We start from the raw sequence: 13,589 nt of genomic DNA on the forward strand, positions 1-13,589 counted from the left end.
TTCTAGGTTCTAGGTTCTAGGTTCTAGGTTCTAGGTTCTAGGTTCTAGGTTCTAGGTTCTAGGTTCTAGGTTCTAGGAGGAGCTTAAAAAAACAACAAATAAAAAACCCAGCTCGAAAGCTGGGTTTTCTACAATCTTCAAAGAGACTCAATCAATTACTTGATTTTCGCTTCTTTGTACACAACGTGCTGGCGTACTACTGGATCAAATTTTTTGATCTCGAACTTGCCTGGCATGTTGCGCTTGTTTTTGTCAGTTGTGTAGAAGTGACCAGTATTTGCAGTAGATACTAGACGAATTTTCTCACGAATGCCTTTCTTAGCCATTGCTAATTCCTCTTATTAAACGTTTTCGCCGCGTGCACGCATATCAGCTAGAACAACATCGATGCCTTTCTTATCGATGATGCGCATGCCTTTTGCAGTCAGGCGTAGTTTAACAAAACGTTTTTCGCTCTCTACCCAGAAACGATGAGTTTGTAGGTTCGGCAGAAAACGACGCTTAGTAGCATTTCGTGCGTGTGAGCGGTTGTTACCAACTGCAGGACGCTTACCAGTTACTTGGCATACTCGGGACATGAATGTCTTCTCCAAATCGTTTCAGCTCGATATCAACCTTGGTGGCCGAACCTCATCAATTAGAGGTCAAATACCATTATGGAAAATCCATACAAGGCTATCAAAGGTCGCGCATTATACTAACTTGCCATGCATTGCTCAAGACCCGAACAGATCCTTTTTACAGGTTTTCGTGATCTTTTTTTAGACAGCACGTTTTCAAGTAGTCCAAGCTGAATGTAAGTTAAAAATTTTGAGTGGCGAGGATTGTAGCAGAAACTCACTTATGAACAACAAAAAGTTTGCCTGTCAAGAGCGATGATTTTATTAACTCAAATCCAGCCTCTTTCTGCAAAGGAAACCACTTCCCCATCGCCCACCACAAAGTGGTCCAATACCCGTATATCCACTAAGCCCAATGCGTCACTCAAACGTCGAGTAATTCGCCGATCTGCTTGGCTTGGCTCTGCTACGCCTGAGGGATGGTTGTGCGCCAATATTAAAGCTGCCGCATTATAGTGTAAGGCTCTTTTAACAACTTCCCGAGGATAGACCGAGGCGGCATCGATGGTGCCTTCAAACATCACCTCATCTTTAATGACACGATTTTGATTATCGAGGAACAACACATAAAACGCTTCTCGATGGCGATCGCGCAGCATGGAAGAGAGATAAAGCTTAGTGTGCTGTGGACTGGTGAGCGCATCACCACGTTGCAATGTTTCGGCCAAATAACGTTGCGTCATTTCCAAAACAGCTTGTAATTGAACGTATTTTGCCTGCCCCAATCCTTTGTGACGACAAAAGCTCTGTTCATCGGCAGAAAAGAGTTTTCTCAGCGAACCAAAGTCTCGCAGCAGAAAATCAGCGAGTTCAATTACGTTCATTCCTTGTGTGCCTGTTCGCAAAAAGATCGCAAGCAACTCGGCATCAGACAAAGATTGAGGCCCTCGCTGAAGCAACTTTTCTCTTGGCATGGATTCACTAGGCAGGTTTTTTAGGCTCATCGTCTCTCTCAGTCATCTTAGATGCACCTATTGCAACGAGAAAACCAGCAAAGTCTAGTATGACGATGCTGGTTCGTTATTAATAGAAGAAGATAATGTAACTGAGCGTTTTATCAGAGCTTAAAGTGACCGACCAAATCATGCATTTCTTGGCCAGACACACTCAAGCGTGTGCTAATGGTTTCCGACTCTTGTAAGTTGTGATTAATCTCATTAACGATTTGCTGAATGGTGACCAGGTTTTGATTGATGTCCTCAGCGACCGCGCTCTGTTGTTCAGCGGCGGATGCCGTTTGAATGCCCATATCACGGATCATTTCCACCGCCGACTGGATACCAGCAAGTGATTCTTTGATTTGCACTGACTCAAGCGCCGTTTGCTCGCCACGCTCTTGGCTGGCAGACATAGTGGTGACCGCTCTGGCCACACCATTTTGCAACTGCTTAAGCATATCGCCAATTTCCAGCGTGCTGTTTTGTGTGCGACTCGCTAATGAACGAACTTCATCGGCAACCACGGCAAATCCGCGGCCTTGCTCTCCCGCACGCGCAGCTTCAATGGCGGCATTCAATGCCAGTAAGTTAGTTTGCTCGGCAATTTCGCCTATCACTTGCAACACTTTGGTGATTTGATCGGTCTGTTGGCTAAGCTGAGAAATGGCGTCTGAGGTGATGTTCACTTCGTCGACCAATTTACCAATCCCTTCTATCGCGTGATTCACTTCGACTTGCGCTTCTGAGATCTGCGCATTGGCAGAATCAATGGCCTGCGCCGTGGCATGGGTATTGTTGGCGACTTCTCTCGCCGTGGCGCTCATTTCCGTCACGGCGGTGACTACTTTATCCGTCTCCAAACAGTGCGTTTGCATTTGGTTACTGGCTAACGAGGTTTGTTGATCCAGCCCAGTGGCAGCGCTTTGCACTGTTTGCGCCGAGCTGCGAATATCGACCATCAAAGGATGCAATTTGTCCATAAACTGGTTGAACGCTTTGGCCACTTCCCCCACTTCATCTTGACTTTCGACACTCAAACGAGCGGTTAAATCGCCACCGCCTGCCGCTACATCTTGCAATGAGACCGCGATATGTTGCAGCGGTAAAATCGCCCGAGAAACAATCACGCTGATCACACCACACGCAATCAATAACCCCACCAACGTGAATCCAATCGCCGATAAGGTATGCTCATTCAAACTGGCAATACTTTGTACACGATGCTCTGCCACTTGCGTGTCGATATCGTCAATGTAGATCCCTGTGCCGAGTACCCAATCCCATTTTGGTAGATATTCCGCATAACCCAATTTAGGCGCTTGCGCATTGATGGTCGGCTTGTGCCAAGAGAAATAAAGAAAGCCATCGCCTTTTTGTGAAGCGTCAATCAGCCCCGCGATCACCGCGACACCATTGTCATCTTTCATGCCGTAAAGATTTTTACCTTCCAACTCTGGCTTGATCGCGTGCAGTGTGTTGACGCCTTTGGAATCATAAGCAAAAAAGTAACCATCACTTTCAAAGCGCATTGCTTTCAAAATCTGTTTGGCTTGTTGTTGATTGTTGCCATTCACATCCGCGTCATACAGAGGTTTAATGGCGGTGACGCCCATCATCAAATAGGCTTTTAGCTCGCTTTTGCGCGTTTCAATCAGCTCATTTCGATATTCGCTGAGTTCAACGTCTAAACTTTTTACACTGTTAAAATAGAAAACCGCTGTCACCATCGCTGTCAGCAGGACTAATGGGATTAACGTTAGCAGCAATAATTTGTTCCGACTCTTCATAACAAGTTCCGTCGCTATCCATATGATTGTTTTAATTTTTAAGAGGTATCGCAAACATTATCTGGTGTCTATTTAGTCAATGTCTGTGAGCAACGTGCTGTTTCTCTGATCTCTTTGTCGAGTTTGTCTTCAATTAGAGAAGTAAAACCGCCCTGGTCGTTTCTCTATTATTCAGGTGAACAATCCGATCCCAACCTTGCACTATCAATCGCCTATCTTTCAATCACCTGAGCAGATAATTTGTGTTAGGATCGGCAACAGTTATTTTGGAGAGTAATCAAATGCAAACATTGGCAGGAAAGAAGATTCTACTGGGTATCAGTGGTGGTATTGCGGCCTACAAATGTGCAGACCTCACCCGACGTCTTAAAGAAAGAGGCGCAGAGGTGCAAGTGGTGATGACTAAAGCCGCGAAAGAATTTATTACCCCGCTCACGATGCAGGCAGTCTCTGGCCGACCAGTCTCGGATAGCTTGCTTGATCCCGCCGCCGAAGCCTCAATGGGCCACATCGAGCTAGCGAAGTGGGCCGATTTAATTTTGCTTGCTCCTGCCACTGCCGATCTGATTGCTCGCATGGCCGCTGGCATGGGCAACGACCTACTGACCACCTTAGTGTTGGCCACTGACGCCCCTGTCGCAGTCTCTCCAGCGATGAATCAACAGATGTATCGCAACGTCGCGACCCAAGAGAACATTGCGACTCTGAGCCGACGCGGTATGGAAATCTGGGGCCCAGCGGCTGGCGAACAAGCGTGTGGCGATGTGGGCCCAGGCCGTATGTTAGAGCCGATGCAGTTGGTTGCGTTGTGCGAACAATTCTTCCAGCCAAAACCGCTGCAAGACAAATCGATTTTGATCACTGCGGGTCCAACTCGCGAAGCCATTGACCCTGTGCGCTACATTACCAACCACAGCTCAGGCAAAATGGGTTATGCGCTGGCGCAAGCCGCAATGCAATTGGGTGCGAATGTGACACTTGTCAGCGGCCCGGTTTCTCTGCCAACCCCCGTCAATGTCAACCGCATCAACGTCGACAGTGCCCAAGAAATGTATGACGCCGTGATGGCTCAGGCATCTGATCACGATATCTTCATCAGTTGCGCGGCCGTGGCAGATTACCGCCCAGCTACAATTGCTGAGCAAAAACTGAAGAAAACTGACGACAGTGATGAAATGACCATCACTATGGTGAAGAATCCCGATATCGTCGCGTCTGTCTCCGCCATGACAGAGAATCGTCCTTTTACAGTCGGCTTTGCGGCAGAAACCAACGACGTTGAAGTGTACGCTCGCCGTAAACTGGAAAAGAAAAAGCTCGATCTGCTCTGCGCGAACGACGTGTCCGTGGAAGGGCAAGGCTTCAACAGCAGCGACAATGCGATTACGCTTTACTGGTCACAGGGAGAGAAAGCCCTGCCACTCAACAGCAAAGCGGCATTAAGTATGGAGATCTTGAAACAGATCCAAACCCTGATGGGTCACTAATCGACATATCGCCCTCCGTTATCGATCAGGTTATTCGTACAGCTTTTTGCTAAACGATCTCACAAAACCTGATCGATACCTGATGTCTTGAACTGGGCATGCTGATATAATCGCTGACGAAAAAACGTCTATTCAAAAGGAAGTTAATCAATGGCAGGCAGTAAAAAATCAAACCGCCGTGAAGAGATCCTCCAAGCTCTTGCTCATATGTTGGAGTCTGCGGAAGGGGCATCGCGTATAACCACCGCGAAGTTGGCACAACAGGTGGGCGTATCAGAAGCGGCACTTTATCGCCATTTTCCAAGCAAAGCGCGTATGTTTGAAGGTTTGATTGAGTTTATTGAAGAAGCCTTGATGTCGCGTATCAACCGTATCTTAGATGAAGAGAAAGACACGCTAGAACGTATTCGTTTGGTACTGCAACTGCTGCTCGCCTTTGCGGAGCGCAACCCAGGGTTAACGCGTATTATGTCTGGCCATGCGCTGATGTTTGAAAATGAACGACTGCGCGATCGCATTAACCAACTGTTTGAACGCATCGAAACTCAGCTGCGTCAAATTCTACGTGAGCGCAAATTGCGTGAGGGGAAATCCTTCCCTGTCGAAGAGAAAATCCTCGCCGCTCAGTTACTAGGCCAAGTGGAAGGCAGTTTGAATCGCTTCGTTCGTTCCGATTTTAAATACCAACCAACTGAAAATTTTGAGGAATACTGGGCATTGCTCAGTGCACAGATTAAGTAATTTATGGCAACTGCAACAAAACCTGCGTTTTCAATTTCGCTGCTTCACCCTAAATACTGGCCAGTTTGGCTAGGCTTTGGCTTACTTGCCATCCCTGTCACCATCCTACCGTACAAATTGCAACTTTGGCTAGGTCGCGGTCTTGGGCAATTTTCCATGCGCTTCGCCAAAAGCCGTGTGCATGTCGCTCATCGTAACTTGGAGCTGGCCTTTCCAGAAATGGGCGAGCAAGAGCGCGAGGCCATTGTGGTTGAAAACTTCAAAAACACCGGCTTAGCATTGTTTGAAACGGGCATCGCCTGGTTTTGGCCAGATTGGCGTATCAAACGTCATGTTGTTTTTGGTGACACCCGTGAGCTAATGGAACTGGATGCCAATAAAAAAGGGGTGTTGGTGGTGTGTACGCACTCACTTAACCTTGAGATTACCGCGCGTGCCTTTTCATTGTTTGCGCCCGGTTATGGTGTGTATCGCCCACATGACAACCCCGCTTACGACTTTATTCAAACTTGGGGCCGCACCCGTTGTGGCAACCAAATGGTGGATCGTAAAGATGTCAAAGGCATGTTGAAAATTCTACGCGGTGGTGGCCGCTTGTGGTACTTGCCTGACCATGACTATGGCAACAACCACGCAGTATTTGTTCCCTTCTTTGCCGTACCCGATGCGTGTACAACGGCAGGAACAGGCGTATTAGTGGATGCGAGTAAGTGTGCGGTGATCACCGCGTCTAGTTTCCGCAAAGGCGAAACCTATACGCTGGAAATCGACCCGGATATCAGCGACCAATTCCCACGTAAAGACGCGGTTGGTGCGGCAACGGTGATGAACCAAGCGATTGAGAAAGTGATTTTGCGTGGATTAGATCAATGGATGTGGCTGCACAAACGCTTTAAGAGCATGGCTGATCCAAGCCAACCACGCGGCATTCGTTATAAATAGTTAGGTTCTAGGTTGCTAGGGACTAAGTACTAGGGACTAGGGACTAGGGACTAGAAGCCTAGATAACTAGATAACTAGATAACTAGATAACTAGATTCTAGGAGCTGCTTTTCCTAGAATCTAGCCTCTGCCTTTACTTAGATCCCGTATTGGGCGCGATACGCTTTCACCGCATCAAGATGCTCTGCTGCATCGCCTTTCTCTTCCAAGAACGTGATCAAATCCGACAGGCTAACGATAGAAATCACCGCACAAGCGAAATCACGTTCAACTTCCTGAATCGCCGACAGCTCACCCTTACCTTTTTCTTGGCGGTCAATCGCAACCAGTACGCCAGCCAGATCGGCACCATTGGCTTGGATGATTTCCATCGATTCGCGAATCGCTGTGCCCGCGGTGATCACGTCGTCCACCAGCATAATGCGCCCTTCTAGCGCAGAACCAACCAAGTTACCGCCTTCACCGTGATCTTTGGCTTCTTTACGGTTGAAGCAGTAAGGCGTGTCGATATCGTGGTGATCGGCAAGTGCAACCGCTGTCGTAGTCGCGATTGGGATACCTTTGTATGCAGGGCCAAAGAGTACGTCGAACTCAATGCCAGAATCCGCTAACGCCGCCGCATAAAAACGACCTAGGCGTGCCAAGTCGCGACCTGTATTGAAAAGACCAGCGTTAAAGAAATATGGGCTTTTACGGCCAGATTTCAACGTAAACTCGCCAAACTTAAGGACTTGTTTCTCTAGTGCAAACTCAATAAATTCACGCTGGTATGCTTTCATTACTTTCTCCGTCTATAAGTTTCTAGTTCCTAGCTTCTAGTCCCTAGAAAGATAACTAAAACTATAAAAGTGTTTTCAAAATAGATGTCTTTACGCGAGGCAGCGAGACTTTTCAGCGCCTGAGCAGAGTGCGCTATGTGATGGCGTGAAAAGTTAAAGCGAACAACGCGGCTCAGTTCTCTATACAGAAAACAAAAAAATAGCCCCCAAATGGGAGCTATCTAAATCAATTGGCTAACGCCGCCTTCTGCGCGGCGACGATCTCGCTAATGCCCTTTTTGGCCGACTCTAGCAGAGCCAGCAATTGTTCATGGCTAAATGGTTCGCCTTCTGCAGTGCCTTGGATTTCGATCATCTTGCCTTCTTCCGTCATCACCACGTTCATGTCGGTATCCGCCGCCGAATCTTCCACGTATTCCAAATCGCACAGTACATCTTCACCCAAAATGCCGACCGAAACCGCAGCCACATGGCCTTTCATTGGGTTTGCTTTTAGCTTGCCACTGTCAACAAGGTGTTGGAATGCATCCGCCATCGCCACGCTAGCGCCACTGATTGACGCAGTGCGTGTGCCGCCATCGGCTTGGATCACATCGCAGTCGACGGTGATCATAAACTCGCCCATCGCTTCCAGATCCACCACTGCGCGCAAGCTACGTGCGATCAAGCGTTGAATTTCCATGGTACGACCGCCTTGCTTGCCATTGGCCGCTTCACGACGAGTACGTGAATGAGTTGCGCGTGGCAGCATGCCGTATTCCGCCGTCACCCAGCCTTTACCTTGGCCTTTTAGCCAACGAGGCACCGATTCTTCCACGGTCGCATTACACAGCACCTTGGTATTACCAAACTCAACCAGCACGGAACCTTCTGCATAAGCCGTGTAGTTACGAGTAATTTTAATTGGGCGCACTTGGTCTGCCGCGCGATCATTTGGACGCATGGATGAATACCTTTTCTGGGGATCGATTTGATTGGGGGTGAAGTATAGCGGAAACCACCGCAAGGCACTAGGGAAAGGCTCACGGTTTTTAGCTCATGTTTTTAGCTCACAGTTTTAGCAACAATGCTTCACGCCTAGCCGCAACGCCATTCTGTGCTACTATTGCCAAGCGTTATTTTCAAAGATGATAAAACAGGAAAATTCGATGATTTACAGCATGACCGCATACGCGCGCAAAGAGATCAAAGCCGATTGGGGCAGCGCGGTATGGGAAATCCGCAGTGTTAACCAACGCTACCTAGAAACCTACTTCCGCATGCCAGAGCAGTTCCGCGGTCTAGAACCCGTGCTGCGTGAGCGTTTCCGCCAACGCCTTGCTCGCGGCAAAGTGGAATGCAGCCTAAGATTCGAAGCCAATCCAGCGGCGCGCAGCGAACTGACGATCAATGAGACCTTAGCGAGCCAAGTGATTGGTGCCGCAAAGCAAATCATGCAGCTCACCGGTGAAGATAGCCGCATCAACCCATTCCAAGTAATGCAGTGGCCTGGTGTGATGGAAACGCCAGAGCAAGATATGGACGCGATTAATCAGCAATTGTTGGCCGCTTTTGATCAAGCACTTAACGAGTTTATCGAAGCGCGCGGCCGTGAAGGCGACAACATGAAAGCCTTGATTGAGCAGCGCCTAACAGCCATCACCGCGGAAGTAGTGAAAGTACGCGCCCGCATGCCAGAGATAATTGAGTGGCAGCGTGAGCGTCTGTTCTCGAAATTCGAAGAAGCCAAGGTGGAACTGGATGCTTCTCGCGTAGAGCAAGAGCTGATCATTTTGGCGCAGAAATCGGATGTGGCAGAAGAGCTGGATCGCCTCGACTCTCACGTCAAAGAGACCACTAACATTTTGAAAAAAGGCGGCGCCGTTGGCCGTCGTTTGGATTTCATGATGCAAGAGTTCAACCGTGAATCCAACACGCTCGCTTCAAAATCGATCGCCACTGACATCACCGCTTCAGGTGTAGAGCTTAAAGTGTTGATTGAACAAATGCGTGAGCAGATCCAAAATATCGAGTAGGTTCTGACTCTATAACGATTTGATAAAGCCCCGAGATTCGGGGCTTTGTTTTGGATAACGTTCTCGTCTAAACGTTCAGCTCCTTCATACATCGCTCGCACAGCACTGGCTTTGACTTAATACGCTTGCGGCCAAAACGAGCCCAAAACTGAGGTTCTGCTTTGGTCACAAAAATCCCACCGAGCAGTGGCAACAACAAAACCACCGAGGTCGAGGAAATACTGTTGCCTGCCATCCAAGTAGAAAGACTCAGTGCGATCAACGGGAAAAACAAGAAACAAATCGAAGCGGTAAAGGGCGTTGAAACCTGGCCCAGTTTAAAATAAGCCACAATGCCACCCACGCTGGCAAAGACCCCCAAGTAAATGACAGATAACATCGACACTTGAGAGAAGACTGAAAACGCCGGCTTCTCAATTATCCAAGATGCCGTCAACAACAGCATGGATGCCATCAAACTCGGCAGCGCGTTGTAAGTCAACACTGGAATGTCTTGGCAATACTTCTGCACGCACACATACATCACGGCATGAATGGCAACTGCGCCACCAAGCGCTAGAAAACCGAGTAGATAGTCGTCTCCGCCCAGACTCATCTCTTTCGCCAAAATCAGGACCAAACTAAGTACGGCGATCAACAGCCCAGCCGTTTGCAAACGACGCAACGTCAATCCGAGAAACCATCTCGACGTGATCATCACCGCGATAGGCATGGTGGCAAAAATAATCGAAGCCAAACCTGACGAAATATACTGTTCACCAAAAATCATCAAGGTAAACGGGATCGCAAAATAAAAAATCGCGACGATGAACATCCAATGCATTTTTCCTTTTGGAAAAAAGAGTGGCTGTCTAAGACGTTGCCCGAGTATGAGCAGCAGAGGGGCGGCAATCAAAAATCGTAGCCCAGTAGCGAAAATAGGCGGAATAGTTTGCACGGCAATCTCCATGGCAAACCATGTGGTTCCCCAAATTAAACATACCGAGAGAAACAACAACGCAGGTAGAGACTCAGCAAAAGTAAATCGATGAGTTTTCATTTTTGAATTCCTATCACTAGGTGGTGCAAATAGTAATCTATTCACACGCATGACTAATTCGCACGGCATAGCGCGCAATAAGGTTGTGGGCAGTAAACCACTGCGAGATAGGAATTACGCTATTGGGGGACGATAGTGGGTGCGCATCTCTGCGCTGGTGTAAATGACAATCGGGCTTGCAATCCATTCATTGCGATATGGCGCTTCGTCAGTATATTGCTGGCTTTCAATCACCGCAGCCCCCATCGAATGTCCATAATGGGTACAACATTGGTTTTGATAGCAGCGACCACCGGGCTCACAACAGCCTGGCTCGTCCTTTTCTACCGCTTCCAACGACCAATCACAGTAGCTCACATTCGTGATGTCGTTGCTCGTCTTATGATGAAGGTTTGATGGTGGCTCCGTCTGCGCACGTGCAAACCCGCTTGATAGCAACAATGCCATCAAGAGACTCAACAGAAGCAACAGGTTCGCGGTGCCTTTACGCAGCATCACACTCTCTCATTCAGCGGTGAAACGGGTCACTGTGACGATACTCATCCAAGGAGTAAGAGACAAGCGGCCTTGAGATGACTTTACACTTTTTTACCCTAGTCACTCCCACCATCCATTCGGAGTGAAATAAACCCGCACGATGGCGGGGCAATAATCATTCGTCTTTTTCTGCTGTGTGATTATCCACATACGGCCAGTAGTGGTGACCCACACGTATCAGCAACGTGGCAGCCGCCAAAACAAACGCAGCAACAGAGAGCCACACAACAAGGGTCGCATCGAGTTCTTTCATCCCTAACGTGATGTAACGTGCAATCGCCATCATCGCTATATAAATCGGATAGCGGACTGGAATCTTACCGTTCATCACAAACTGCTGCACCATCGCCAGCACTTCGAGATAAATAAACATCAAAAGGATGTCGGTGAGTAGCACCCGTTTTTCCACAAACACATGAATGAATTCTTGCACCATGGCATAAAGCGTGGCCAGCGTAATGGCAACCAGCAAGACCGCTTCCAAGATATGAAAGATTTTTAAGAATGGGCGACTGAATGATTTAGGTAGATGTGACGGCACTTGTAACATTCCAAGCAAAACAATGAATTAAGCTGGCAGTGTAACATGCGGTATTAACTAAGAAGAAGCCAAGAGGCACACCATCTATCCCCAACCACCGTAAACACTACAGCTTGCGTCATCTCTTGTTCCTGACAAAAGAATACAAGAATCTTGTGCATCCATATTTTGTGTTGCGATATAGTTGTCAACTCGCGCAATTCATTAATTATAAAAATCTGTCTATTAATGTTCATTCACAATACGCTCGTCTCATTTTTTTTCTTACTTGTCGTTGCACTTGGCAGCAAATTGATTGCTCTTGCCACCTTCACACAGCTTCCTATTGAACTTTTTTCAACTCCATCGGTTGAAGCGATATTTTTTGGCCTGCGCTTTGACGCTACCATCTCGGCCATGTTGACAGCTCTGATCTTTTTACTGAGCATTCCTCTACTTCTTATCAAGTTTGATAGCCGTAGATGGATGAAAGGGGTATTGAGCCTGTTTGTGTTCTGGATTGTAGCGACGACATTTTCAGATGCGATCTATGCCAAAGACGCCAGTAAACACGTCACTTTCGAACTGTTTACGGCAGATGGAATGGAAAGCGAATTGCTGATCACCGCAATGAGAAGTTATTGGGGCACTGTTTGCGTTGGCATGCTTTGGCTTGTTCTGTGCCAGTATGTCGTTTGGAGCAAGATAGCGCTTTCCAATCAACATCATCATGCGTGGTATACCAATATTAGCTTTGGTTTAGTCTGGTTACTCTGCACGGTTACTCTTATTCGAGGTGGCTGGAGTGACGCTCCGCAAACGCCAATGCGTGCATACAATATCGGCAACAGCGAGCAAGCCTTTATTGCTTGGAGTGCGCCCTATAGCATTACCTACTATCTCTCAAATGGTGATCGAGCCGCAATAAAGAAAATCACGAAAGATCCCTCTCAAGAGCAGCTTGCACAGTGGCAAGAGGCTCTGCAAGCTGGGCGAGAAGCTCAGTTAGAGAAACTGAAACAAGCTAATGTCGTCATGATATTGCTCGAAAGCTGGCCAGCGTACGACATGCAAAGTTATGCAGGCGTTGCTAATGCAACCCCGTTTTTTGATGAGCTCCGTCAGCGCTCACTGACGACGGATTCCAGCTACGCGGATGGCTATCGCACGGTACAAGGCATGTTTGCCACCTTTTGTTCTTACCCAAATCCAACCAGTGGCATTATTTCTACCAGCCAATTACAAAATGCACAGTACGTTTGTTTACCACATATTTTGCGTCAGCAAGGGTGGCAAACCACCTTTATTCAGGGCAGTGCAAAAGGTAAAGTTGGCTCCTTTGCCCAAACGCTGGGCTTTGCTGAATCTTTCGGTAAACACGATTATCCCTTCGAAGCAATGCATAACGAATGGGGCTATATGGACAATGATATCTACCGTTATTCGTTGCAACAAATAGAGCGATTAAGCCAATCAACACAGCCATTTTTTATCACCATAAACACCGGAACGACTCACGGAGCCTATTTACCAGAGGAAGACGGTTATGCCTTTGGCCGTGACAATCAAGTCAACGAACGTCGCAGTGTCATGAAACATGCGGATCAATCATTGCGGCAATTTATCCCTCAGCTAGACGCAACACTGGCGAGACTCGATAAGCCTACACTGGTGGTGCTTGTGGCCGATCACACCGCAAAAACCGTCAAAGGTGGTTTTGTAAAAAATGCGATTCCACTCGCTATCTATTCAAGTGACCAGTCTCTACCAGCGAAACATCTCCCTATCACGGCCTCTCAACGTGATGTCGGTGCCACTATCTTAGATTGGCTTGGAGGCTACGCGCCTTGGTTTACTGGCCACTCACTCCTCGACTCAAATTACTCTGGGCGCGCCAGTTTTGCATTTGGCACTGGTTTTTTCTGGATGACAAAAGAACATGGCATTGCCATTAATGTCGAAACGGGAGAGCTGGCTCAATGTTTTGATATTGGCCAAGACAGAGTGACCAAACATACGGTGCCGTGTGAGACTCAACCTTGGGCGAAAACACTCTTCAATGAAGCAAACTACTACAACACCATTTCGCAATACCTATTGTTTAAAGGTCGCAGCACCGATTATCGTTCACGTCCTGTAAGCGAATAGAAACAAAAACAGCAGCGAATCGCTGCTGTTTTCTAA

General features: G+C 47.8%; 14 protein-coding genes. 5 read left to right on the forward strand and 9 right to left on the reverse strand.

Features of this window, described 5'->3' with window-relative positions; genetic code table 11:
• Positions 1-155: 155 nt before the first annotated feature.
• From rpmG to PQQ36_RS16680, 4 genes are all read right to left on the reverse strand, one after another.
• The gene (gene rpmG, locus PQQ36_RS16665; protein WP_011078893.1) at positions 156-326 is read right to left on the reverse strand and encodes a 50S ribosomal protein L33; all 171 of its coding nucleotides are present in this window, start codon (positions 324-326) and stop codon (positions 156-158) included.
• A gap of 15 nt (positions 327-341) precedes the next feature.
• Positions 342-578, reverse strand: a complete 237-nt coding sequence (rpmB, locus tag PQQ36_RS16670; protein ID WP_011078894.1) for a 50S ribosomal protein L28 — start codon at positions 576-578, stop codon at positions 342-344.
• A 311-nt stretch (positions 579-889) separates the two neighbouring features.
• Complete coding sequence (gene radC / locus PQQ36_RS16675) at positions 890-1,564, reverse strand: RadC family protein (protein WP_011078895.1); 675 nt, start codon at positions 1,562-1,564, stop codon at positions 890-892.
• A gap of 113 nt (positions 1,565-1,677) precedes the next feature.
• Positions 1,678-3,345: a methyl-accepting chemotaxis protein gene (locus PQQ36_RS16680; protein WP_130250723.1), complete on the reverse strand. Its 1,668-nt coding sequence runs from the start codon at positions 3,343-3,345 to the stop codon at positions 1,678-1,680.
• Between the two features lie 281 nt (positions 3,346-3,626).
• Between PQQ36_RS16680 and coaBC the strand changes: the two genes are divergently transcribed.
• From coaBC to PQQ36_RS16695, 3 genes are all read left to right on the forward strand, one after another.
• Positions 3,627-4,832, forward strand: coding sequence for a bifunctional phosphopantothenoylcysteine decarboxylase/phosphopantothenate--cysteine ligase CoaBC (gene coaBC / locus PQQ36_RS16685; protein ID WP_072610254.1), 1,206 nt, complete (start codon positions 3,627-3,629; stop codon positions 4,830-4,832).
• 150 nt (positions 4,833-4,982) lie between these two features.
• Complete coding sequence (slmA, locus tag PQQ36_RS16690; protein WP_011078898.1) at positions 4,983-5,573, forward strand: nucleoid occlusion factor SlmA; 591 nt, start codon at positions 4,983-4,985, stop codon at positions 5,571-5,573.
• Between the two features lie 3 nt (positions 5,574-5,576).
• A complete protein-coding gene (locus PQQ36_RS16695) occupies positions 5,577-6,515 on the forward strand; it encodes a Kdo(2)-lipid IV(A) acyltransferase (protein ID WP_273661860.1) in 939 nt (312 codons plus the stop codon).
• A gap of 137 nt (positions 6,516-6,652) precedes the next feature.
• Here PQQ36_RS16695 and pyrE read toward each other — a convergent pair whose 3' ends face one another.
• Positions 6,653-7,294, reverse strand: a complete 642-nt coding sequence (pyrE, locus tag PQQ36_RS16700) for an orotate phosphoribosyltransferase (RefSeq protein WP_011078900.1) — start codon at positions 7,292-7,294, stop codon at positions 6,653-6,655.
• 226 nt (positions 7,295-7,520) lie between these two features.
• Positions 7,521-8,237, reverse strand: coding sequence for a ribonuclease PH (gene rph / locus PQQ36_RS16705; RefSeq protein WP_011078901.1), 717 nt, complete (start codon positions 8,235-8,237; stop codon positions 7,521-7,523).
• 205 nt (positions 8,238-8,442) lie between these two features.
• Here rph and PQQ36_RS16710 point away from each other — a divergent pair, with 205 nt between their 5' ends.
• Positions 8,443-9,309 (forward strand): YicC/YloC family endoribonuclease, encoded by an 867-nt coding sequence (locus tag PQQ36_RS16710; RefSeq protein ID WP_011078902.1) that lies wholly within the window; start codon positions 8,443-8,445, stop codon positions 9,307-9,309.
• Between the two features lie 67 nt (positions 9,310-9,376).
• Here PQQ36_RS16710 and PQQ36_RS16715 read toward each other — a convergent pair whose 3' ends face one another.
• The 3 genes from PQQ36_RS16715 to PQQ36_RS16725 form a co-directional block, all read right to left on the reverse strand.
• Complete coding sequence (locus tag PQQ36_RS16715) at positions 9,377-10,348, reverse strand: DMT family transporter (protein ID WP_176301080.1); 972 nt, start codon at positions 10,346-10,348, stop codon at positions 9,377-9,379.
• Positions 10,349-10,462: 114 nt separating this feature from the next.
• Complete coding sequence (locus PQQ36_RS16720) at positions 10,463-10,843, reverse strand: hypothetical protein (protein ID WP_039552276.1); 381 nt, start codon at positions 10,841-10,843, stop codon at positions 10,463-10,465.
• A 157-nt stretch (positions 10,844-11,000) separates the two neighbouring features.
• On the reverse strand, positions 11,001-11,426 hold the full coding sequence (locus PQQ36_RS16725; protein WP_039552275.1) for a phosphate-starvation-inducible protein PsiE: 426 nt from the start codon (positions 11,424-11,426) through the stop codon (positions 11,001-11,003).
• Positions 11,427-11,654: 228 nt separating this feature from the next.
• Between PQQ36_RS16725 and PQQ36_RS16730 the strand changes: the two genes are divergently transcribed.
• Positions 11,655-13,553, forward strand: a complete 1,899-nt coding sequence (locus PQQ36_RS16730; RefSeq protein ID WP_225470920.1) for an LTA synthase family protein — start codon at positions 11,655-11,657, stop codon at positions 13,551-13,553.
• Positions 13,554-13,589: the final 36 nt, after the last annotated feature.

It is taken from the genome of Vibrio sp. CCUG 15886, assembly GCF_028570825.1.
GTDB lineage: Bacteria > Pseudomonadota > Gammaproteobacteria > Enterobacterales > Vibrionaceae > Vibrio > Vibrio vulnificus_B.

What these genes read in the sequence shown, in the direction of transcription:
- PQQ36_RS16710 (WP_011078902.1), top strand. Translation starts at nt 8,443, where the DNA reads ATGATTTACAGCATGACCGCATACGCGCGCAAAGAGATCAAAGCCGAT.
- pyrE (WP_011078900.1), bottom strand. Translation starts at nt 7,294, where the DNA reads ATGAAAGCATACCAGCGTGAATTTATTGAGTTTGCACTAGAGAAACAA.
- PQQ36_RS16695 (WP_273661860.1), top strand. Translation starts at nt 5,577, where the DNA reads ATGGCAACTGCAACAAAACCTGCGTTTTCAATTTCGCTGCTTCACCCT.
- PQQ36_RS16680 (WP_130250723.1), bottom strand. Translation starts at nt 3,345, where the DNA reads ATGAAGAGTCGGAACAAATTATTGCTGCTAACGTTAATCCCATTAGTC.
- slmA (WP_011078898.1), top strand. Translation starts at nt 4,983, where the DNA reads ATGGCAGGCAGTAAAAAATCAAACCGCCGTGAAGAGATCCTCCAAGCT.
- radC (WP_011078895.1), bottom strand. Translation starts at nt 1,564, where the DNA reads ATGAGCCTAAAAAACCTGCCTAGTGAATCCATGCCAAGAGAAAAGTTG.
- rpmG (WP_011078893.1), bottom strand. Translation starts at nt 326, where the DNA reads ATGGCTAAGAAAGGCATTCGTGAGAAAATTCGTCTAGTATCTACTGCA.
- PQQ36_RS16720 (WP_039552276.1), bottom strand. Translation starts at nt 10,843, where the DNA reads ATGCTGCGTAAAGGCACCGCGAACCTGTTGCTTCTGTTGAGTCTCTTG.
- rph (WP_011078901.1), bottom strand. Translation starts at nt 8,237, where the DNA reads ATGCGTCCAAATGATCGCGCGGCAGACCAAGTGCGCCCAATTAAAATT.
- PQQ36_RS16730 (WP_225470920.1), top strand. Translation starts at nt 11,655, where the DNA reads ATGTTCATTCACAATACGCTCGTCTCATTTTTTTTCTTACTTGTCGTT.
- coaBC (WP_072610254.1), top strand. Translation starts at nt 3,627, where the DNA reads ATGCAAACATTGGCAGGAAAGAAGATTCTACTGGGTATCAGTGGTGGT.
- PQQ36_RS16715 (WP_176301080.1), bottom strand. Translation starts at nt 10,348, where the DNA reads ATGAAAACTCATCGATTTACTTTTGCTGAGTCTCTACCTGCGTTGTTG.
- rpmB (WP_011078894.1), bottom strand. Translation starts at nt 578, where the DNA reads ATGTCCCGAGTATGCCAAGTAACTGGTAAGCGTCCTGCAGTTGGTAAC.